The organism is Alteribacillus bidgolensis (assembly GCF_002886255.1).
GTDB lineage: Bacteria > Bacillota > Bacilli > Bacillales > Marinococcaceae > Alteribacillus > Alteribacillus bidgolensis.
The window spans coordinates 147072-169326 of record NZ_NJAU01000003.1 but is presented as its reverse complement, the minus strand read 5'-3'; the positions used below and the strand labels follow the sequence as shown (position 1 = coordinate 169326).

The following is a 22255-nucleotide window of genomic DNA, read 5'->3' as shown; positions in this document are numbered from 1 at the left end:
TGAATCTAGACATCAACGCGCAAAAATTTTATCTATGAAAAAACATAAGCCCTGTGTATGCCAAGGACTTATGCGTTGAGATTTTAGGCCGTGCAGTCTTCTGATGATTTTTTGCCCGAATTGTGATTGTTTTGGAAAAATGTAATGACTAATAATACAATCAGTGAAAGAGGAAATCCAACAAAGACAGGATGGATCTCGAAAGGCTGTCCTGCAAACTGCCACACTAATGTTAAAATTAGACCGGACCACATGGAAGCAACTCCTGCCAGCTTGCCGGGCTTTTCCCAAAACATCCCTATCAGAATGGGAGCCAGCAAAGCCGCAACGAGAATGGCCGATCCTGTCATCCAGAGTTCCACTAATCGTGGAATAGCTAAAGCCAGAATAAGGGAAACCATAGACATCGCAATAATCATTAACCTACTGTAACGAAGCAGCTTCGCATCTGATTTTACTTTCAGCATAGGTTTAATAATATCACTAACCATCGTTGTTGAGCCGGCAATAAAGAAGGAATCTGCGCACGAAAGAATCGTGGCAACCAATGCTATAAGCATGACAGACCCAAACCAAAACGGAATGGCTCCAAAAATGACTTCATAATAAATCAGATTAGGCTGGTCGGCAGCAATCCCAAGCCCTGCATTTGCAAACACACCAATAATGATGACCAAAGCACCAGTGATAAAGATAACAAGACAAGCCAGCCAGTTGGATATAACAGATGTTCTAATATTTTTTGCTGCCCATACTCTCTGCCACATATCTTGCCTCACTAATGTGGCAGCACCAATCGTCAGGAAAGGAATGAGGATTTCTGAAATAGGCATGGTAAAAGGATTCAGAAATTCAGCCTGAAGATCTGCGGTCTGACTAACATTTTCAGAAACATTACTCCACCCGCCAGTCGAAAAATAGATGAGAAAAAATAAAACAGTGATACCGATTGTCTGAATGGTACCTTGCACGGCATCGGTCCAGATAACAGCCGTAAGACCTCCCAGATACGTTTTCAGTGTAATAAAGATCCAGGAAACGATAATTCCTATGGTCATCTCAAGGCCAAACACAAGATTGAAAACAGTTGCCAGCGCAACAAACTGCAGACCGGTAAGAGCTCCAAGGGCAGCAATATTTCCGATAAAAGCAGGATAACGAGCTGCATTCCCATAACGAATCGCTGCATAATCTCCTACCGAGAAAAGCTGATGTTCATCTCCTGCTTTCCGTATTCTTTTTAGAAAGAATAGTGTGAAAATAACCACTGAAAAAGCTAGAGATACAACGTTCCATATTTGTCCCATCCCTAACAAATAAGCATCTGTCACGAATCCCAGGACGGTCGATCCTCCGACTGCTCCTCCGACAATGGTTAAAATCATTGGCAAAAGCGGCATGGAACGTCCGCCCATATTAAACGATTCATACGTCCGTGTTCTTCTATAAAAATAATAGGAATAAGCTAGAATAGCTGCTCCGTAAACGATCGTGATGAGTATCAGGATCGTTTGATTTGTTTCGCTAATAAACATAGATATTCCCCTTTTTGCAAATATTTGTAGTGATGACAGCTGTCTTATCCTGTGAGGCATAGATTCGTCTGGTTATTCACTTGTCTGCTCTTCTTTGCACCAATCAAGTATAAAAGCTGCAATAGACTGGGTAAGCATTTTTAAACTATCTAGTTCAAGATACTCATCTACGCCGTGCATGTTCCCTCCGCTCGGACCATAGCAAACTGCTGGTATTCCGAACTCATCGAAAGCGCGAACATCCGTAGTTCCTGTAAAAGCAGTCTGTTCCAATGACTCGTTTGTCGTAAGCTGGTGAGCGTTGTTCAGACTGTCGAATATATCCAAATCAGATGAATGGGAACTACCAGGCGCGCTGAATCCATAAAATGTGACCTCTGGAGGTGTTTCTTTCATCCAGGTGTCCTTCTCAGTAGCTTTTAATATCCACTCTTTTACTTCTCTTTGAATGTCAGCAGGATTCTCACCGGGATAAAAACCGATTCGTGCTTCCAATGTACATTCAGACGGAACGTTAGAAGGCCAATCACCACCGTTTATGGTCCCAACATTTACATTGAGTGGATGCGGATGGTTGGAATAATCAGGATGTTTCGGTTTGGTGTTAATATGCTCTCTGTATTCTTCAAGCGCCTGAATTATATAGGCCGCTTTGTTAATAGCGTTCTGCGCTTTTTCGGCCCGTTCCACATGAGCACCACTTCCTTTAACTTTCACTCTTACCCACAACACACCCACTTGAGCTTGCATGGCTCGGAGCGTGGTCGGTTCAGGAATCAAGGCTCCGTCCGCAACAAACCCTTTATCCAGCAAAGCTAAAGCGCCATTTCCGGTACATTCCTCTTCAATTACGGTTTGAATCTGAAGATCGGCCCCTAATGTAATTCCGGCTTTCTGAAGAGCTTTTACAGCGTGAATCATTGCTGCAACTCCGCCTTTCATATCCACAATGCCGCGTCCGTACATTTTGTCACCAACAATCGTAGGGTTGTAGGGATCATGTTTCCACAAATGTTCCGGCTCCGCACTGACCACATCTATATGTCCCTGGAGTATTAAGCTTTTTCCGATTTTAGGTTGGTTGGTCTTCCATTCACCAACTACCACAGGGCGGTCTTCATACGACCATTCCACATGCCCGTAATTTTGATAAGACGAAAGCCGCTTTGGATCCGGAACAAATGAAGTCGCTTTCATATTCATCTCTTCTATATGATTTTTAATATACATTTGAATGTCTTTTTCATTTCCCAATGTGCTTTTAAACGAGCCAATCGTTTTTAAAAACAGCAGCTCTTCTTCCCATATATCATCAATAGCTGCAAACACTTTTTCTGTCGTTTCTGTTATATGCATATCGTTCCCTCCATTATTTTTTGGTTTCACACTGTAGTAATGCAAAAAACATACCAATAATTTATGGGCAAATGTATAAATTTTTTGTTTCATTTTAAGGCTTACGGAAAGTGAGGAAGAGATTTTGATTCAATACTAAATCAAAAGATATTATAATAAAGGGGGGAAGTACAGGTTTTGATCCACAATTGATTCAAAAAAATATCTTTGATCTAATAATGGATCGTTTGTCTTCTTATGTTCGTGATTTGATCAAACGTAATGTAATAAATCTTCTCCTTATTCTTAACATTGAATTGTTTTTGATCATGATTAATGTAATGACAGCATCCAGTGATTTCATAAAAATCATAGCCATCCCAATAAGTAAATGTCAGTTCTATATTTTCCCTCATTACTTCTCCGAGCAACTATTCAAACGCTTCCCATTGTTATCTAAAATAGGCTTCTTTTTCTTGATGTTTTAACCACATTTCCCGAAGTTTCGGCAGGATCATACGCATACTTTCACCTCAAGTTGGATTCTGGAGTTAGTTTATTTGCCATGATCCCTCCCCTTTAACAGAACATTTGTTCCCTATTATTTCCGATTCAACTTTTTTGTAAGTTGTAATATTTTGCTTTTAAACTCTAATCAATCCTGTTACTCATAAAATTACTCCCCTTCTTCTTAGTACGTAACTGTCCATAATAGAGATAGAGTTTTTAATAAAAAGCAGAGAACGATCCAATACTCTTTTTTGTATTGTTTGTTGAACAATTCTGTGTAGATCATCTATTAATCTTTGATTTAAAGTCTCTTCAGAGTTCAATCCTTTCATTAAAACAGAGAAAACTTGTACTTTAAGGAATATAACATGCTTGACATTACATAAGTGCTAAACATAAAACTATTACGTATAACTATTAAGTTTCAGGTAACACTTTTAGTTTAAGTAAACTTAAATGTTAATTTATTACGTTTTAATAGTACATTTTAGTAAAACTTCATCGTAAACTTTAACCAATTCTTGTAACATAAAATAATAATAGTTTTCTGTTACGTTTATATGTTCAGTAAATGGTTTATGTGGTACATTTATGGTGGAGGTGAAGCCTATGGCAAAGGTGGTTACATTTGGTATACAGAAAGGCGGGGTCGGAAAGACTATGACTTCTGGAATCACCGCATTTTTGTTAGCGAAGGAAAATTATAAAGTATTAGGCGTAGACATGGACTCGCAAGGGAATTTCACACAGTTTCTATCAGGGTACGACGATCTAGCAGTCTTTGAAAATGAGACCGTACTAGAAGCTATTAAAGACGGAGATGCGCGACCATACATCAAAGTGGTTGATGAGAACCTCCATCTACTTCCTGCAGATGACTACTTGGCAACAATTGCTCAATTTCTATTTAGAGAGTATGATGGAAATCCTTCTCTTGCACTAAGAAAGGCAATAGATCCTATTAGAGACTTCTATGATTTCATTATTATTGATACTCCCCCTGCTCTATCAGAGCAAACAATTAATGCGCTGGGGGCTTCTACACATGTAGTGATTTTGTTTGAGACCAGCAAGTTTTGTTATTCAGCTGTTCCTCGTTTTTGGGACACGATCGCTGCAGCGAAAGAAAATATTAATAACGAACTAGAGATTGCGGGTATCCTACGTACCCTAGCTGATGCAAAACGAAGTGATTCGAAGGCAATGATTGAATTAATTGGAGATAGTTACCCAGACCATGTGTTTAAGACCATTATTCATCGTCGTGCAAAAACCGGGAGACTCCCTATTTATGGACTTTGGAATAATCCTGAGGCAAAGTCAGCATTTAAATACCACTCTTCATTTATAAAGGAGTTGAAAGAAAATGTCGGCGCGAAAACAAACGTCTGAAAAAGGTAAAGAAAAAATCAAAGATGCTTTCCAGTCTGGTAATAAGCGTCCAAGTCCTGCTCATGCCTTCTTTGGAACAAATGTGAAAGATAACAGTGAATCTGAAACATCAACCACAACAGAAAAAGGTAAAACAGAACAGGAGCAAGAAAACATAACAGGTAAACGTAACAGTTTTTCTGAACAATCAAAAGAAAACATAACAGGTAAACAAAAAACTGAATTACAAGACATAAATGGTTCTGATAATAGAAACAGTATTATGGATAAATATGAGGTTTCAGATAAAGATAATATTAAAACTGAACAAGAAAACAGTTTAGAGAATAGTACCAAAGAAACTGAAAATGAAACAGGTTTAGGTAATAGCAATCTTGAAACAAAAGATACAAATGATTCAGTTGGTTCAGAACAGGGGTTTTGGGGGATTATAGAACAAGAGAAAAAGAAAAAGAAAGTAGAAGACACACACCAACGAGACACGTTTTTAATTCGCAAAGATCTCTTGAGAGAATTTAATAGGATGGCTAAAAAACAGCCAAAAGGGTTCAAAACAAAAGCAATTAACTATGCATTGGAAAATTTCTTAAATGAAGTGAAAAATAATGAATAATAAATATATCCTGAGTTTATTTACTCAGGTTTTTTTTATGGCCAAGTCCACTTATATCTTTTGTAACTGCAAATATACTTAATATTTAAGCACAATAAAACATTAGAAAAAATAAAACATAATAGGTAAACGTAACAGTTTTTCTAAACAGTAAAAAGAAAACAATTCAGGTAATTTGAATCAGAAAACGTAATATATCGATATTGAAATAAAAGAAATTCAGCTAACTCAGGGGATTTGGGTAGCTTGTGTGGCATTTTTGTTGTGATTTTAAAACAGGTATTAAAACATTACGACTAGAGAGAGGTTCTGGGATGAATCGGTATTTAAATCATTAACTGAATATTGGAGTTACCCCAATATTAGTATTGATTTTTATTGGTATTCTCTAAAGTCCCTTAGCAATCTTAGACACTTTTGGTAGGTAATCTATCTCCTTTTGCCCCCATTCCTTAGATCCGGTGGAGGAGATGGATTTTTTGTTAACCATTATTACCATTTTATTATTGGCTGCAGGCTTCATAGGGTATAACAAACGGGATATTCACGGATAAATGTATGGTGAAATACGAGTGTGCTCTTCTTAATTTAAGAAGACGCTTTTTTTATTTCTAAGTCCGTGATAAGACGAATGCGTGTCTCTATTTATATTTTTTCATTAATTATAAAAAAGAAAAACTATAGATAGGGTGACATTTATGGGAACGAGACGAAGCAATATTAAATTGGATTATGACCAACGCGCTGACTTTGAGACAGCTATTGGTTCTTTCAATGATGATTTGCAAGTAGAGATTGATGTAGAAAAAGGTGAAGCAGTAAAACTGGATATGTTTGCAAGTGCGGAGTTTTCTACGTTCACTCAAACAATCAGTAATGTTCTTTTTTTTGGCATACTATCTGGAACAGACATCGATGCCTCGCCATTAGCTATAGAAAGGCTCTTAATATCAGATGCTCAAGTGAGTTTCTTTGATGGAACTCTTAATATCAGCTGGATTGTGGAGCCGCCTGCATCTGGCCCAAAAACGTATACTTTCACCATAAACGCTATAGGTACAGGTAACCAAATCAACGTTACTTCTGCAGGATTAAATGCTATTGCTTTTAGAACAAACCAGCAGTAAATCTGGTGAACGGAAATTTAATAGGAGGAGCATGAACTGTGAAGAATTCACAAATAGTTGAGAAGGATAAAAATAAAATCATCAAAGCCATAAAGCAAAAGCACAATGGAGAGATTAGTAAAGAGGAACTTATAAAGAAATTGAAATTGATTTTTAATATGAAGTAAGGATAAATGAGTCGTAAACCTGTGGTTGGGATTATGGTAAATAAACGAAGCCAGCGAAAGAGAACGCTAAGGAGGTATCAAAAATACAAAGAAAATATTCCGGTAGAGCTTTTTTCTTTTACCCCAAAGGATATAATGGTATGTCAACACTAAATTGGACAAATATTTAAAGGTGCATAGACTTGTATTCAGCCGGCGTTAAGTAATCCAATGATCCGTGAATGCGAATGTTGTTGAACCAATGAACGTAATCAAAAAGTTCAAGGTCAAGTTCATACTGGTTAGGGAAGCTACGGCCGTGGATGAACTCTGTTTTGATGGTCTTAAAGGTAGCTTCAGCGACGGCGTTGTCATATGAGGTTCCTTTCTCACTCAAGGATCGCTCAATGCCAAAGGTTTTGAGTGCCTGGTCGATGAGTTGGTTCTTAAACTTACTTCCCCGATCCGTGTGGAATAACTCGAGGTGATGAAGAATTAACATACTGGCTAATAAAATTTTGTTTAGGTATTGTATTTTTAAATGTATTCAATAAAGTATGTCTGAGACATCAACCAATAGAAAATAAGAAAAGTAAAACAGAACAGGGAAAAGAAAATGTAACAGGCAAACGTAACAGTTTTTCTGAACAGTCAAAAGAAAACGAATTAGATTAAACCAAGAAACGTAAACACTTCGCAAAGATCTCTTAATAGAATTTAATAAGATGGCAAAGAAACAGCCAAAAGGCTTCAAAACAAAAGCTATTAATTATGCATTAGAAAACTTCTTAAATGAAGTGAAAAAAATTAATAAAAATATACCCTGAGTCTATTCGCTCTGGTTTTTTTATTGTCTAAATTTAGAGGTAATTGTCAGTAAAATAAAACAATAAATAATCATAACAGGTAAACGTAACAGTTTAACTCAATAGTAAAAATAAAACAATGAAATTAATATAAATAATGAAACGAAAACGTAAATTTCCCAAAAAAGAAATAAAAAAATTCGTAATATTTAAATATTACAGTTGATTTATGTGCGATAAATTATATAAAATGTATACATAATACAGGGTTCGGAATTCTTATATTTATATATTTGATATCATGTTCTAAAATGATACGACTTATAAAAGGGTGAATTATTATGGAAGGACTTCAATTAAAACCAATTACCAAAGAAAAAACGACACAAGACAAGGTTTATAAACAAATTAAGAAAACCATTTTAAACGGTGGCATTTCGAGTGAGGAAATTTTTACAGAAGTTCAATTGGCAGAAACGTTAAATACCTCAAGAACACCGGTAAGGGCGGCTTTACAAGATTTAATAAAGGAAGGGCTGCTTGTTTCCATTCCGAGGAAAGGGTTGACTGTAAGAAAGATTACACCAGAGGAACAAGATGAAATCTTTCTATTAAGAAGTTCAATCGAAGTTCAGGCGGTAAAAAAGCTTACAGAAGTGATTACCACACCGGAACAGTTGAAGGTACTAAAAATCATTTACAAACAACAGGAAGAAGCAATGGGAAGGGATGATGGTATTAAATTCATTGATTTAGACCAAGAATTTCATCTTTCTCTTACCAGATTGGCGAACTTTAACATAATAGAACAAGTTTTGCAATAATCTTACTCAATTAATGGGTTTAAAGGCAGTAAGCAAAAAGGGGAGGATGAAAAATGTACTAATTGAACATGGTCAAATTATTCGTGCATTAGAAGAGAAAAATCCTGAATTAGTTTCCCAGTTCATTTTAGACCATTTAGAAAAAACGAAAGAAACATTAAATTATATTGATAACGCATAATTTTAAGCAATTGTTTTGAAAGGGGGGATCAACCCTAATAAGGATCGTTTAATAGTATCCCTTTGTAAGGATGTTAACTTATGAAATATGTAGAAACATCGTTAAGCTAGGAGTGATATGTAAGCAAACCATTAACAATAACTTATGTCGCGTCAAGTTTTATAGAAAATGAAAACGTTCACCACCCAATCTCCGTCAAATCTGATGTCAAAGTTTACAAAATTGATACTATGATGTTAAAAAGACCACCGTTGAAGAAGAGGAAGTTGTGACATTATTTTTTATGGAGCACAAACCACTCATGAACCACAATTTACCAGAACATATAAAGAAACACTAATCAAAAAGCTTGATGAAGTAAAAGAGGTAGTTTTAAACAGTTAAATAAAACACTTTTTTAAGAAAAGAGTTAACCTATTTATTCTCCTTATTGAAAGCGGTTCCGTATAATGTATTACTGTATACATAATACATTATACAGAATACTTATGGAGAGAAGCTCATTACCTTTTTGAAATTTATGTCATTTTTAATAACATGAACTGGGACAAAAAAGTTTAAAATCCAATTGAAAGGGGTTTGATTACGGTGAAAAAATATTTATTCCATTTATTAATAGTTTTGCTTTTTAGTTTGATATTTACTGGGAGTTCGTTGGCGAAGAAAAATTCGAATCAAGCGGCTGATTTGATCTTTGAAAATGGCGATGTTTACAAAGTTGATAAAGATCGAAGTTGGGCTGAAGCGGTTGCGGTTAAGGATGGCAAGATTATCTACGTTGGTGATAACGAGGGAGTTGCAGCTTTCAAAGGGACCGACACCAAAGTGACTGATCTGAAGGGAAAAATGCTTATGCCTGGATTTGTCGACAGCCATAACCATGCGTATCTTATGGCAGAAAGTCTTTTCTGGCTAAGCCTTAATTCTTATTCCACTGTAGAAGAACGCCAACAGGCCATCAAAGATTACTTGGAGAAGAATCCCGGTATCAAGCAATTGCGCGGTGTAGGCTGGGACGGAGTCGTCAGCGATGCTAAAGCCAGAGGACTTGCTCCCAGAGAATTGCTCGATCAGGTAGTCTCGGATATACCTGCTGTCTTTATCTCAAACAGTCATCACAGCATATTGGTCAACTCAAAGGCTCTTGAGATTGCAGGGATAGACAAGAATACCCCTGATCCGGAAGGAGGAACTATTGAGCGTGATCCCGAAACAGGAGAGCCGACAGGAATTTTACACGAATTTTCTGCCCAAAACCTTGTGATTAACGCGCTTCCTCAACCAGACTTTACGGTAGAGCAATATGAAGAGGCACTTTTAACTTGGCAGGAAATGGCTAACGAATATGGAATTACCTCGGCATTCGTGCCCGTTCACTATCCAACCGAAAGCCTGCTTAAAGCATTTGAAGCTCTGGACAATGCAGGTAAATTGACCGTAAGATACGATTTAGGGTTATGGGCTGATGAAAACAAAGGGACGGAGCAGATCAAGAAATTTATAGAAGTACGTGACAAGTATCAAGGAAAGCTCTACAAGGTAGATACAGTTAAAATATTTGCTGATGGTGTCGGTGCAAATAAACTGGTTTGGGATCAAGATGTTTTGGAGAAGACCGTGGCTGCTTTAGATAAAGAAGGTTTCCGCGTCTATATCCATGCGATTGGCAATCCGGAATTTTTCCCATCTAGTAATGCTTTAGATGCTTTTGAATATGCGGCTGAAATAAATGGTAAAAGAGATTCCCGGCATGTGATTACCCATATAGACTGCATCAAGGAAGAAGATGTTGCCCGGTTTAAGGACTTGGGAGTAATACCTACTCCTCAGCCTGCATGGTTTGGTAAAGACTGGTATAGTGATGTGAGTGGCCAGCAGTTGAAGAATCTTAATCGATTGAATAGCTATTTTGAGACCGGAATACCCGTTGCTTCATCAAGTGATTTTCCTTCAACAGATACTTTTAAAAGAGACATGTATCCGCTAACGGGAATAGAAGTAGGAATAACAAGATTGGATCCGGATACAACCACTGAAACCGATTTAAATAAAGTAGCATGGCCTAAAGAAAAAGCTACTCTCGAGGAGATGATTTCCAGCTATACAATCAACGGAGCTAATTTGATTTTCGCAGAAGATGAAAGAGGCTCTATAGAGGTAGGTAAAAAAGCCGACTTGGTCGTTTTGGACAAAAATCTCTTCGAGATTCCAGTAACAACAATTGGTGAAGCGAAGGTCTTGATGACTTTGTTCGAAGGGAAGGAAGTATTCCGTCATCCAACGTTTATTAATGCTTCCTATATAAAGACACTTGTTGAGCAATTCGAAGAAGATGGGGAATTTGCCAATCATGGTGCTGCCCGTTCCTTACAGGCCCAGTTGGATACAGTGGTCCATTTTGAAAAACGGGAAGCAGCCGAAAGGGGTGTCAAGCACATGCAAAGGTTTAACCAGTTGCTTGACAATCATAAAAAAGATGGGTTGATATCCGAGGATACGTATAACACCCTCAAAACTCATACTGATTCTTTGATTAAGAAGTGGCAGTAAGATTGCAAGAAAGACTAGGGTTACCAAGTTGATGTCGAATAATGTAGTTAGAGGGATCCTGTTTGATTCGGGGTCTCTTTTCTTATACTCGTAGATATACGCTTTTATTTAAAATAAATAAAGATACATCATTTACTGGAAAGTGCTTAGTGAAATCGCTTGAGTCCAGAACATCGACTTTTCTACTTAGTAAGTACAGAGACTTCTCGGCATCCTTTAAAATATTAGTAGTATCGAAAAGGACAATTATTTTTCCTACCAATCCTCTTTAAGGCTATGTATTACCATTCTTTCGACTACATCACTAATAGATTCGTTTCCCTGTTTTTCTTTATGCAGAGCATCTAATATAGATTTCTTGAAATAAGCGGTAATCGGTATATTATCACTTTGGATGGTAATGTAGTTCCCTTTCCGACCAATATGTCTTTCAATCAGATTATTCTTTAATAATTGGTATTGCTGCTCCGTTCCAGGAAAAGAGCCAATCTGTGGTCCTATTGATTTGAAAAACAAGCACGACACTCACCCTTTCTGGTTCCATAAAAAATTCGAATTTGGTTCTTTTTATTATATCAAAAAAAGTCATAATGGAAGTAACAAAACGTAAAAAGGAGTGTATGTTCATGAGCAAGACAACACGCACTACAGCAGAGTGGCAAGAAGCAAGAGACCATTATATCCCGAGAGGCGTAGGAAATGGAAACCGGAATATCGCGAAAAGCGGGAAAGGTGCAGAAATCACTGACATCGACGGCAATCGTTATATCGACTTCGCCGGTGCCATTGGTTCTTTAATGTTGCTAGAGCATTAGAAAATCAGTGTTATCTTATTTCCTGTAACTGTGTAGGTAACACACAAGGTGTAAAATTGGGTGGCCATAGTCAAGTTGTAGATCCGGTAGTTCAGGAAAGAGCCGATGATAATGAAACCACTCTAAGGGTAGAAATTGATTTGTCCCAGATAGAGAAAATAAGAGAGACATTTCCACAGTTGAAACACAGAGTGATGCAGAGGGGAGAGATTGCCAAATGAAGTTTCAGGTTAGAAAGGAAGAAATAGAATAGGAACCTAAAAGGCTGCTTATTGCCGGATATACTTCAAAAGATCAAGAAAAACTCCAGTGACTTCGTCTAAAGTAGGCTTCCTTATCCTTTTTGCTTTTTCTTGACGGTTTAACCACATTTCTCGATGTTCCGGTAGGACCCAACGTGTACTCTCCCACCGTAAGTTTGATTCTGGAGTTAGTTTATTTGCCATTGATAACCCCCCTAATAAGGAACGTACGTTCCCGTTATAACCGATGTTTGTGTTTTTGTAACTGGAAAAAAAGACCTTGCCTTTTTGAAAAAAGGCAACCTCAAAAACTTTTATTTATCGCTGCCGCTAAGGCAGAAGGCAAAGGAAAAAAATACATTTCCTTGCCTTCTTTGACAACAGCGTTTTGGTTTTGTGCAACGTGTCAACTCCTTATGCTCTCTTCGGTCCGCTACCGTTGACACGTCCGCTTATCCCTGCCCCTTATTTATGAAAATAATATATGAATTTGAGTTTTGCTGACGATACCTCTAAGAGGGAAAACAACCACAGACTATTTTTAGATGACATATTAAAATATAAATAGAAGAATATCTTAAAGGGAGGAGAACTATGATAAGTGAAACCGATGTAATTTTATTTTTTTATAGTTTATTCATACTAATGGGTTTACCAGTTGGTTATAAATATGCTTCTAATATGATTAAAAAAACTGGATTAGTTCTTGCACACTGCGTTATAGCAATATTCATCAATATAGTAATGGGGTTAATAGGAACTATTTTTTGGCTTTTCTATTCTTGGGGAGTAAATGAATTTTTATTTATTGGTGGAATGCTTTTGGGTATGGGAATCTCATTAGTAAATATTATTATTTTACTTCTTTTATTATATTTTAGGAGAAAGAAGTTCCAGCATAAATCTCCCTCTGATGTATCGAATACTTAAAAATGCCTTACCAAATGCCAGCAAGATTCATATTTCGCTATTCTAATTAAGTAAATGCTATATCTGATTTAGACTTTCTACAGGATTTATTTGAGGAAAAGATCGACACTAAGTCAAACTTTTCCTCGTTACCTACACTTCCGGAGATTTTGGCAGTCAAACATTGTTATCATTTTTAACCAATTATTATAAAACCTCAAAAGAGCTTGGTGAAATCCTATCCAATTCAGGTAATTCATAAGTTTTTATAGCATCACCAGTAGTTATATTAAATGAAATAATATTACCAATTGCCTTTTTTTGTTCACCTAAAGTTTTATCAAAAACAGTTAGTAAATGGACCTTATTTTCTTTTACTTGGATATCTATGAAAATTTGATCATTTAAATAATTTTCTTCTAAGTTAATTTTTTCAACTACTTTATCCTCTTCAATTTTTAAGATTAAACCATTATAAAAACTTACATATACATGTTTGTCATCCTTTAATAATTTAAATACCTCACCGTAATCACCAATCTCTTTTGTAGTTAGTTGTTCATCCTTAATTGTTGATAATTTACCAGTGTCTGACATTATATATATAGTGTCTCCTAGTGATATAAGACTTTTATGTCCATGTTCAGGCTTTTCATTGGCTAAAGGAAATTGTTTTAGAATCTTTCCTTGTTTATCTATTTTTAAAAGGATTTCTTGTTCTATAGACGGATCAAATGTTAAAACATAAAAAGAATTGTTTAGACTAACAGCTGAAGTAAAGAATCCCTTGTCGAAATTAATTTCTGAATATGTACCATTTTCTTGAAAAAATAGAAGGCCACTTTTGTAAATCTGTTTTCCATTCTCAGTATGTAGACCATTATTGGTTAAAACCCCTATTGAGTCGTCAAAGATAAAATTATTAGTTAAATTTTTGGAAGTAGGTGTATCCAGTTGTATTAAGTTACCTTTATTTGTAATGGAATATACGTTCCCACTTTGTCTAGATTGTATAAAGTAATTGTTATTAATGGCAATTAAGTTCTCTAGTGACCTATCGTTTATTTCTTGAATTGTATCGATACCTTTGTCATTTAAAGTTAATAAATTACTTTTATCTTCAGTAAATGAAGTGTAAGATACAATATAGTCATTATTAAGATTCAAGTCTGGCTGTGTGTTAATAAATGTACTAGTCTCATTATTTTGTTTATAATATATAAACACGGTTACCACTGATACTATAACAATAAAGATAAAAACTATTTTTTTCATAGTAAAACACCTCGGAGTAAAAGCATATTGTCACAGGTTACTAGTCACTCAAGAAAATGAGAAACCCCCGTACACACTTTAGTGCACGGGGTTTTTAGTAAGATACCCCCTAGAAATGTATTCTCTGTAGTATTATAAGTTGTCGTAAAAAGCATAGACATTATTTGATTTTGTAATATCTTTAGGAAAAATTACACCGTTAGTTACCCCATCAATATCTACACCTTGCTCGTACCATGCTCTCCATACTAACTGTGAACAATACCACTTGCTAGTGTTCCATTTGTTTGTAAAATCAGTGTTATATGGTTCATGAAGCTGATTCTCAGCATAAAGTGCCGCCTCTTTATAGTCGGAGGAACCAGATGCTTGTGGCCAATAACCAGCCACAGTGTCATATCTGGTTTTCCAGTTATTAATTTGCCACATTACCCCGTCTTCATCTGGTGATTGACTACTAAATCCAGCCATAAACGATTCTAATGTCCAGTTATCACTATAGTCAGAGACAATGGCTGCATGACCCCCGAAGTATCCTGAAGAACTAGAAGAGTCTAATGTAACTAATACATCCCCGTAACTCCCAAGAATCGAATCTGTACTACTTGCTGAAAATGCTTCAGATTCTTCCTCAATAGTTATTTCACCAGACTTCGATTCAAAAGAATAATCCATATTTTCTAGTTTTGGAAATTTTGATTCTAGATCCTTCTTATTGTTTTCCTCTTCTTGAGCTTCCTCCGCGAAATTATGTTTTTGTGCTTTTATGTTATCTTTCCATTCCTCTTTACTTTGTTCGTGATCTGCCCATTCTTCCTCTAAAAAGTTCTCAAACTCTTCAACAGACATATTATTCTCCTCAGCTACTTTGTTTAAGTCTTCTTCAGTATAGGTTAGCCCCTCTTAATTACTCTTATGATAGAGCAGGATACAGCAGCTACTAACAATTTTGTACCTTTTAAAACTATCGTTAACGCCACTAATGATCTAACCTTTCCAGCGATAAAAGAATTATTAGGTAACTTAATTTTATTACTGCCACTTGGTTTTTATGCGCCATTGATTTTTTCCAAAATAAAGAATGTTAATTCAGTTTTTGTTTAGGATTTCTTGTTTCAATAAGTATTGAGTTGGCTCAACTTCTAATCTCTGCATTCATAGGTGTTACCTATAGAAGTTTCAGTATCGACGAGTCAAGCTGTTATTCATTAAAACTGTTACGTTTAAGTATTAAGTTCACTTAAAACATAAACGTTATTATATTACATTATAGTTAAACATTTTAAGTAACCTTCTTAGTAACCCTTAATATATTCTTGTAACATAAATTTGTAATAGTTTTGGTTTATGTTTATATGTTAAGTGAATGATTTATGTGGTACTTTTAAGGAAATTACAAAAGGGCGGATTCAGGAAGACAATCGAAATGAATGAACAACACTTTTAGCTACTTTGTAATTCCAGTGTTTACATTCACATAAACGACTAATGGTGGATACTAAAATTCGTCTTTAGCAAAAGCATCTACATTTAGTACATCTCTTACCGTTTGTATATCCTTTTCGATAGTCACATTATAACTGATACCATTAAACCTACTTTGTTTTGTAGATTAGCCCATTCATTAGGTGAATTATATATGTTGATAAGATTTTCCACCTTCACTACAGGTCTTAAATATTTCTTCAGAATAATAAATATATTACTTTTGTAATTAATCTTGTAAGCTCCCTTTAATATTGTAGTTAGTGAGCAGACGACACTCGTCGAAATTCACTTGCCTACAACAGAGGTTTTCGCCGCTTACTACACGGAAAAAGAGAAGGGAGGAGAGCAATGTCATTAAGTTAAGGCTCCGGTCCAAAAATCAAGAAAAGAGCAGGTTAAAGATAAACCGCTCTTTTTTTTGCACGAAAAAGAAAAATAGGACTTGACAAGAAGGTGAAAGTGTGTAGCGAAGCCCCTTGAAAAAAAACAAACGGCACAGGGCTTTTTCCCATGCCGTTTCGGATTCCATTTTAACTTAATGACATTGCCTTTTCGAGGGGTCATTTTTTTAGGAGAGATTACATGCGAACCATTAAAACTTGGCAGGACGTCTTCGACCTATATAGTGCCAAAACCATCCCCGAATCATTAGTTGAACACGTTGAAGGGTTAACTATATGTGCTCCTAGCCATTTTGGATACAACTATGCCTAAAGGCTAAAGCTTGCGACAACATAACATCAATCTTTTTCAAAGCATGCGCGATCACTCACTGGGCGTATGTTCGTGTTTTTGATCAAAAGTTCCTTCGTAGGTAGTCAAGGTGAGCTGCCTGTCGGCGTGCTGTGTTAACAGACGGTCCATTGCACTTTATCAACTGGGTAGCTGTTTGTGTTGACAATAATGATCTGCCCGGTTGAGCTAAGCTTTAGCGGGTCTGTAGGTTACCAAGAAAGAACCCACCTTAAGTGTTTTGACGTCCACGAGATGGAATTCCTTCTGCTCCTTAAGATTGTCAAACAAATGCTCACCTACGTTGACCACAACCGGGTGCATGACTATCTGATATTCGTCAATAAGATTTGCATTTGCAAGTGTTCGCACGAGCGTTGGACTACCGAAAATAACAATGTCGCCACCGTCACCATTTTTTAAGTCCTTAATTTGTTCTTCTATATTACTGCCGGTCAATTGTTTTGGAGCTTCAAATTCTCCCCATTTTAGCTTGTCGAGCGGGCGGGCGCTTGTTACAACTAGTTTGTGGGCGTTGTTTATCTTATCACCCAGGCTTGAACCTCCATTGTCCCGTTTGGACCCTCGACTAGTCGGCCACTTTCTAGAGAGGTCTTCGTAGGTTCCGCGGCCAAGCAAAATGGTATCAGCTGTCTCGAAAATATTTAATAGATACTGAGAACCTTCCTCAATGCCAGCGCTATTTCTCCAGACCGCCCAGTTGGTTTTGTCCTCGCTTGGGTCGCCAGTGACAACTCCATTAAAAGTACTGTGAATGAATAGAATGATTTTACGCATGAACTATCGTCCTTTCTATCTTTGATAATCGTAATTTTGTTTCTCATTTATTTAGACGAAATTAGATTACGATATTCATCGGTGTATTTGTGCAGGAAGCCCAAATCGGGAAAATAATTTTGTATTAATGAAATTTTGGACGTGGTATATTTTCTTGTCCTTTATTTCAATAATGTGAATACCCCAGGGTACCAAGTAGGAGTCTTCACCGCTTAGCACATACTGTGCGAAAGCAGGATAACCCCCATTCGCCGTAATCGGCAAAAACCGGGAGCCCTCACAATGCCAGCGTGTAAGCGCAAAAAACTTGAACAAATCGTCTTTGCCGCGTACCCACATTGCGAAAGGCGGCATTGAAAGACGGCCTTCCTCATGAAACAAAGCTACCAGCGCATTGATATCAAATTGTTCAAACGCTTCCACATACCGTGAGAGCAATTCTTGATCGGGCTCGAGATCCATCAAGCTATATTCTTCAGAACGATGTTTCGAACGATCCATCGTCTCTCTGGCCCTTTGCAAGGCGCTGTTAACGGCTGCCGGCGACATTCTTAACGTTTCTGCAATCTGCTTAGAGGACCACTCGAATACGTCCTTCAAAAGGAGAACAGCACGTTGACGTGGAGGCAATGTTTGCAAGAGAGTTATAAAACACAGTTGAAGCGTATCTTTGCGAATGAGGATATCTTCCGGATTTTCCGAAAAGGCGGGAGCAGGCCAGACCCAGGATGAGTCAGGCAACGTTTCGCTGGGTGCGATAATAGATGTCGCGGGATCGGAAAAGTCAACGGGGCGAGTGCGGAGTTTCGTTTGTCTTAGCTTGTCCAGGCATAAGTTTGATGCAATACGATAAACCCATGTTTTGAATGAGGAATCCTGCCTGAATGAATGCCAACTTTGCCAAACACGAATAAAGGTTTCCTGAACAGCATCGTCTGCGTCATCGATGGATCCTAGCATTCTGTAACAGAACGATGTTAACTCAGGCTTTAAGTTCTCAAATAACTGAAGCTCTAATGCTGTTTCGTTCATCTTGGCCTCCTTTTGACGGGCAAAACACCCTTTTCACACACGCCCCAGAACAGATCGTCTCCATTTTATAAGCCACTTATTAGTCTTTAATAAAATGAGAAAGCACTACCTGAATAATGGGGGGAAACTTCCTCACGCATCTCTGAATATAACGGTAGCTTCGTCTACAGAGTAGCATAATTCGGTTCCCATGAATATTTTTTAAGCGGATATTCCATCCGCTTTGTTTGCTGTATGCTTTTTCCTTGCTTGCACAAAAAAACAAACCGCACAGGGCTTTTTCCCATGCCGTTTCGGATTCCATTTTATTCCCGGTGGTGTCTTGGGCTTAACTTAATGACATTGGGGAGGAGAGGGGCTTTCGCAAGGTGATTGATTTGAGGGAGAAACCGTACAAGAAGCAATTGACTTAAATGTACCGGCTCATAAAAGGTATAACCTTTCTTTAACTTGAACCCTTTAATTTAATATAATGGTAAATGCAGTAAAACAATCGGAAAAAGGGTAAGCCATTAATGTTTGATTGCATGAGCACGGAGATCTGAGAGGGGAGTTTCTTGATCCTGATCATCATCTTTTTCATTAACTCCCCCCTTTCGTTTGAAAAATTATGGAGCAGGTGGAGTGTCGGTGGAATAGGTAAAGTGGTGCTGGATATATTTAATTAATGAGCAGGTTAAAGTAATGAACCAAATAAATAAAAAAAGACTGATAAAAAAAGAGAAGAGAGATAATTCGAATATGGATAGGCCCATTGCTGTTTGGCCAAGAACCAGCATCATCATAATGAGCCATGCAGTACTCCCAACGTGCACGAATCTACGAGTGTTAGTATCTTGTATTCCGGATTTAATCAACAAAAAACCTGTGAGTGGTAGTGCCTGCAGGGCATGGTATCCCAAACCATGCAAAACAATAATATTACCAGTCTCTCCAATTTCTCGTCCTTGAAGGGCAAACATCCAGAGTCCCGATGCATTAGCTAGCATCACGCAAACAAATGCATAACGAATGGAAATAATAAAAGTGTGCTTATCTTTCTGTTCATTGTTTCGAAAAAAAGCAATGGCAATCCAAATGGTTGCTGAAATAATGATCAAAGTAGTTACTAAAAAAAATGCGCTAATGACGTCATCTAAAACACTCCCTGCTTGGGAGAATTGCGGGTTAATCCCCCTTAAATGCTGAATGGTTTCAACGGTATAACTGATTAACACAGTTGAAAATAATATCCACCGAACTTTTTTTCGTTGGCGCCTATACATTCCAGCAAATGGTAAGAGAGCAGCGATGGTCAATATGAATAATCCCACGGCAGCATTAAAGGAAGAAGCACTCCGTACATTCCCTTCCGGCAAAATGATTTTTCCAAACCAGAGCATGTACAGGGCTAGACCGCCTCCAAGTAGTAAGCCAATTCCTCCTGCAGCTGTTAGTAGTTTTTCCTTTTTAGCCATTCCTACCAACATTGCTACTATTTTTTTCATCCCCATCACCTCTAAATGTTATATGGTCTTTGCCTTAAGAAGGGGTTCTTAATAAATGGACAGGTTTTTTGTGCAGCTCACAAAATTACATTTTTTGGTTTTTCTCCTAAACTATTAGCAATTAGGTTGGAAGACTCCTCTATCGCACGATTCGAAACATCAATCACACGGCATCCAATACGTTGTGCAATTTCTTCAAAATAATCCAATTCTTCCTTTATCCGTTCAATGTTTGCATAAGTGGAATCAGAATTAAGTCCAAGTGTTAGTAATCGTTCCTTTCGAATATCAGCAAGTTTATCAGGGGTAATGAATAAACCAAAGCACTTATTTTCCGATACTTGAAAAAGCTCTTCAGGTGGTCTCACTTCTGGTACTATTGGGACGTTTGCTACTTTGATTTGTTTATTAGCTAGATACTGAGAGATGGGTGTTTTTGAAGTTCTAGAGATTCCAATAAGAACAACATCCGCTTTTAAAATCCCCTTTGGATCCCTACCATCATCATACTTATTGATAAATTCAATCGCATCAATCTTACGAAAGTATTCATCACCTAACTGATGAACAGTATCAGGGGTTTGATACAGTAGTTGTTGCATTTGTTTAATTATTAGCCCCATAATATTAATAGCTGTTACACTCTGACTTGCCGCTTGTTGTACTAAATAATCTTTTATCTCTGGCACCACAAGGGTATATGCAATAATTGCCCGCTGTTCTTTTGCCAGGCTGATAATCTCCATAATTGTTTCTTTATCCTCAACGTACTGAATCCTTATTAATTCCAGTTCGTCTAAGTTAAATTGACTAGCCGCAGCTTTGACTGCAAGTTCCGCCGTTTCTCCTATTAAATCTGATAAGAGATAAACAATAGGTTGATTGTTTGTACTAGACATCACTACCTCCTATTAAAAGATTAATTAGTTTTAACCGAGAAGTCACACAAAAAATCTTTAATATTATTATTTAACCTTACATTTTCTTATTGAAGTAATTTAATGATTGGAACCTCCTGTACCTCCATTGAGCCCTTAACCAAGAGTAATGTCATCCATATTCATGGTTCATCATATCTTTAGCAATATTATAATATTCAAAATTTTTATTTGTAAGTACGCACTTTTTTATTATATAGTATAAAAAAATACACTAATTAATATTAAAATGGAGGGGATATGAATGGGTCATCTTTGTGGTAAAACATTTTATTGTGAAAAGGAATTGACACTTTCTGTCATTGGGGGTAAATGGAAGATGCTTATTTTGTGGCATCTAGGAAAAGAAGGAACCAAACGATTTGGTGAGCTAAAATCGTTGATTCCTGGCATTACCCAGAGAATGCTCGTTAGTCAATTGCGAGAACTGGAAGAAGATCTCATTGTTCATCGCGAAGTCTACCCTGTTGTACCACCGAAGGTTGAATATTCACTGACCTCCAGAGGAGAAAGTTTAATGCCTATTATTGAGTCGATGTATGAATGGGGTAAAAACTATATGGAGACAGTCATGAAACATCAGGAAGAAGAAAACCTTCCCTCCATCAAAAATATGTATTAAAAAAATATGTAAGCGTTTCCTAATAACATCTTATGGAAGATAGGAAACATTAAAAAACATGCAGTACTCCTAATAGGAGGAGCTGCATGTTTTTTATGCCCTTTTGTTAACCTATCTCCTTACAGTATATTTTTTGACACTATATGAAAATAAAGTCCGTACTTTTATTTCTGAAAATTACGACTTAAAATAATATTTGTATCAAACAATTTCATTGAAATTTAAATTCAAATAAGGAGTGAGATCATGGAACTTCAATTAGCGTTGGATCTTGTAAACACGCAAGAAGCAAAAGAGTTGGTGAATGAAGTCAAAGATCATATTGACATCGTCGAAATCGGGACACCTGTTGTGAAAATTGAGGGGCTTCAAGCTGTAAAAGAAATCAAAGAAGCCTTCCCTCAGCTCCAGGTATTGGCGGACTTAAAGACCATGGATGCGGCCGGTTACGAAGTCATGAAGGCATCGGAATCAGGGGCTGATATCGTTACGATCCTAGGGGTAGCCGAAGACGAGTCGATCAAAGGGGCTGTCGAGGAAGCGAAAAAACAAGGCAAAAAAATTCTTGTTGATTTGATCGCTGTGAAAGATATTGAACAACGGGCGAAAGAATTGGATGCCTTTGGTGTGGATTATATCTGTGTACACACCGGGTACGACCTACAGGCCGTTGGGAAAAACTCCTTTGAGGACTTGAACACCATTAAACGTGTTGTAAAACATGCCAAGACGGCTATTGCAGGCGGTATTAAATTGGACACGCTCCCAGAAGTCATTGAATCCCAACCGGATCTTGTCATTGTTGGTGGAGGGATCACGGGAGCTGAAGATAAAAAAGCTGCAGCGTCAAAAATCGAAGAATTAATTAAACAAGGGACTGTAGCCTAAAAAAGGGGCA

At 37.1% G+C, this 22255-nt stretch carries 20 protein-coding genes and 3 pseudogenes; 11 read left to right on the top strand and 12 right to left on the bottom strand.

Annotation, left to right across the window (positions count from 1 at the left end):
* Positions 1–83 precede the first annotated feature (83 nt).
* The 3 genes from CEF16_RS22140 to CEF16_RS22130 form a co-directional block, all read right to left on the bottom strand.
* The gene (locus CEF16_RS22140) at positions 84–1535 is read right to left on the bottom strand and encodes a sodium:solute symporter family protein (RefSeq protein WP_170032330.1); all 1452 of its coding nucleotides are present in this window, start codon (positions 1533–1535) and stop codon (positions 84–86) included.
* Positions 1536–1607: 72 nt separating this feature from the next.
* Positions 1608–2891 (bottom strand): ArgE/DapE family deacylase, encoded by a 1284-nt coding sequence (locus tag CEF16_RS22135; protein ID WP_091587906.1) that lies wholly within the window; start codon positions 2889–2891, stop codon positions 1608–1610.
* 212 nt (positions 2892–3103) lie between these two features.
* Positions 3104–3286, bottom strand: coding sequence for a YolD-like family protein (locus tag CEF16_RS22130; protein ID WP_139186016.1), 183 nt, complete (start codon positions 3284–3286; stop codon positions 3104–3106).
* Between the two features lie 703 nt (positions 3287–3989).
* On the opposite strand from CEF16_RS22130, the gene CEF16_RS22125 reads away from it, so the two are divergent.
* From CEF16_RS22125 to CEF16_RS22115, 3 genes are all read left to right on the top strand, one after another.
* A complete protein-coding gene (locus CEF16_RS22125; protein WP_091587902.1) occupies positions 3990–4772 on the top strand; it encodes a ParA family protein in 783 nt (260 codons plus the stop codon).
* The gene (locus CEF16_RS22120; RefSeq protein WP_091587900.1) at positions 4747–5385 is read left to right on the top strand and encodes a hypothetical protein; all 639 of its coding nucleotides are present in this window, start codon (positions 4747–4749) and stop codon (positions 5383–5385) included. Before CEF16_RS22125 ends, CEF16_RS22120 begins: the two co-directional genes overlap by 26 nt.
* Before the next feature lie 698 nt (positions 5386–6083).
* Positions 6084–6512 (top strand): hypothetical protein, encoded by a 429-nt coding sequence (locus tag CEF16_RS22115; protein ID WP_091587898.1) that lies wholly within the window; start codon positions 6084–6086, stop codon positions 6510–6512.
* Positions 6513–6845: 333 nt separating this feature from the next.
* Here CEF16_RS22115 and CEF16_RS22110 read toward each other — a convergent pair.
* Positions 6846–7151: pseudogene (locus tag CEF16_RS22110) on the bottom strand (IS3 family transposase); the annotation flags it as partial.
* Positions 7152–7805: 654 nt separating this feature from the next.
* Between CEF16_RS22110 and CEF16_RS22105 the strand changes: the two are divergent.
* The 3 genes from CEF16_RS22105 (at position 7806) to CEF16_RS22100 (ending at position 11019) form a co-directional block, all read left to right on the top strand.
* Positions 7806–8288: a GntR family transcriptional regulator gene (locus tag CEF16_RS22105; RefSeq protein ID WP_091587896.1), complete on the top strand. Its 483-nt coding sequence runs from the start codon at positions 7806–7808 to the stop codon at positions 8286–8288.
* Between the two features lie 46 nt (positions 8289–8334).
* Positions 8335–8469 (top strand): hypothetical protein, encoded by a 135-nt coding sequence (locus tag CEF16_RS25050; protein WP_281259225.1) that lies wholly within the window; start codon positions 8335–8337, stop codon positions 8467–8469.
* 588 nt (positions 8470–9057) lie between these two features.
* Positions 9058–11019, top strand: coding sequence for an amidohydrolase (locus CEF16_RS22100; RefSeq protein WP_091587894.1), 1962 nt, complete (start codon positions 9058–9060; stop codon positions 11017–11019).
* 255 nt (positions 11020–11274) lie between these two features.
* On the opposite strand, the gene CEF16_RS22095 is transcribed toward CEF16_RS22100, so the two are convergent.
* The gene (locus tag CEF16_RS22095) at positions 11275–11544 is read right to left on the bottom strand and encodes a hypothetical protein (protein WP_170032327.1); all 270 of its coding nucleotides are present in this window, start codon (positions 11542–11544) and stop codon (positions 11275–11277) included.
* A 101-nt stretch (positions 11545–11645) separates the two neighbouring features.
* Between CEF16_RS22095 and CEF16_RS22090 the strand changes: the two are divergent.
* Together CEF16_RS22090 and CEF16_RS22085 are read left to right on the top strand one after the other, a co-directional pair.
* A pseudogene (locus tag CEF16_RS22090) lies at positions 11646–11816 on the top strand (4-aminobutyrate--2-oxoglutarate transaminase); the annotation flags it as partial.
* 35 nt (positions 11817–11851) lie between these two features.
* Positions 11852–12055 carry a carbon-nitrogen hydrolase family protein gene (locus CEF16_RS22085; protein WP_091587888.1) on the top strand — a complete coding sequence of 68 codons (204 nt, stop codon included), beginning with the start codon at positions 11852–11854 and terminating at the stop codon, positions 12053–12055.
* Between the two features lie 48 nt (positions 12056–12103).
* On the opposite strand, the gene CEF16_RS23450 is transcribed toward CEF16_RS22085, so the two are convergent.
* Positions 12104–12280, bottom strand: a complete 177-nt coding sequence (locus tag CEF16_RS23450) for a YolD-like family protein (protein WP_139186015.1) — start codon at positions 12278–12280, stop codon at positions 12104–12106.
* A gap of 390 nt (positions 12281–12670) precedes the next feature.
* Between CEF16_RS23450 and CEF16_RS22080 the strand changes: the two genes are divergently transcribed.
* Positions 12671–13006, top strand: coding sequence for a hypothetical protein (locus CEF16_RS22080; RefSeq protein ID WP_091587887.1), 336 nt, complete (start codon positions 12671–12673; stop codon positions 13004–13006).
* A gap of 186 nt (positions 13007–13192) precedes the next feature.
* Here the strand turns inward: CEF16_RS22080 and CEF16_RS22075 are convergent, their stop codons facing one another.
* The 6 genes and pseudogenes from CEF16_RS22075 to CEF16_RS22050 form a co-directional block, all read right to left on the bottom strand.
* Complete coding sequence (locus tag CEF16_RS22075) at positions 13193–14260, bottom strand: hypothetical protein (RefSeq protein ID WP_091587885.1); 1068 nt, start codon at positions 14258–14260, stop codon at positions 13193–13195.
* A gap of 132 nt (positions 14261–14392) precedes the next feature.
* Positions 14393–15109 (bottom strand): YiiX/YebB-like N1pC/P60 family cysteine hydrolase, encoded by a 717-nt coding sequence (locus CEF16_RS22070; protein WP_091587883.1) that lies wholly within the window; start codon positions 15107–15109, stop codon positions 14393–14395.
* A 1560-nt stretch (positions 15110–16669) separates the two neighbouring features.
* Complete coding sequence (locus tag CEF16_RS22065; protein ID WP_096241789.1) at positions 16670–17278, bottom strand: dihydrofolate reductase family protein; 609 nt, start codon at positions 17276–17278, stop codon at positions 16670–16672.
* A 75-nt stretch (positions 17279–17353) separates the two neighbouring features.
* A pseudogene (locus CEF16_RS22060) lies at positions 17354–18313 on the bottom strand (sigma-70 family RNA polymerase sigma factor); the annotation flags it as partial.
* Between the two features lie 605 nt (positions 18314–18918).
* On the bottom strand, positions 18919–19797 hold the full coding sequence (locus tag CEF16_RS22055) for a hypothetical protein (protein WP_091588499.1): 879 nt from the start codon (positions 19795–19797) through the stop codon (positions 18919–18921).
* Positions 19798–19874: 77 nt separating this feature from the next.
* On the bottom strand, positions 19875–20696 hold the full coding sequence (locus CEF16_RS22050) for a pyruvate, water dikinase regulatory protein (RefSeq protein ID WP_091588497.1): 822 nt from the start codon (positions 20694–20696) through the stop codon (positions 19875–19877).
* 283 nt (positions 20697–20979) lie between these two features.
* On the opposite strand from CEF16_RS22050, the gene CEF16_RS22045 reads away from it, so the two are divergent.
* On the top strand, positions 20980–21357 hold the full coding sequence (locus CEF16_RS22045) for a winged helix-turn-helix transcriptional regulator (protein WP_091588495.1): 378 nt from the start codon (positions 20980–20982) through the stop codon (positions 21355–21357).
* A gap of 246 nt (positions 21358–21603) precedes the next feature.
* Positions 21604–22245, top strand: a complete 642-nt coding sequence (hxlA, locus tag CEF16_RS22040; protein ID WP_096241785.1) for a 3-hexulose-6-phosphate synthase — start codon at positions 21604–21606, stop codon at positions 22243–22245.
* Positions 22246–22255: the final 10 nt, after the last annotated feature.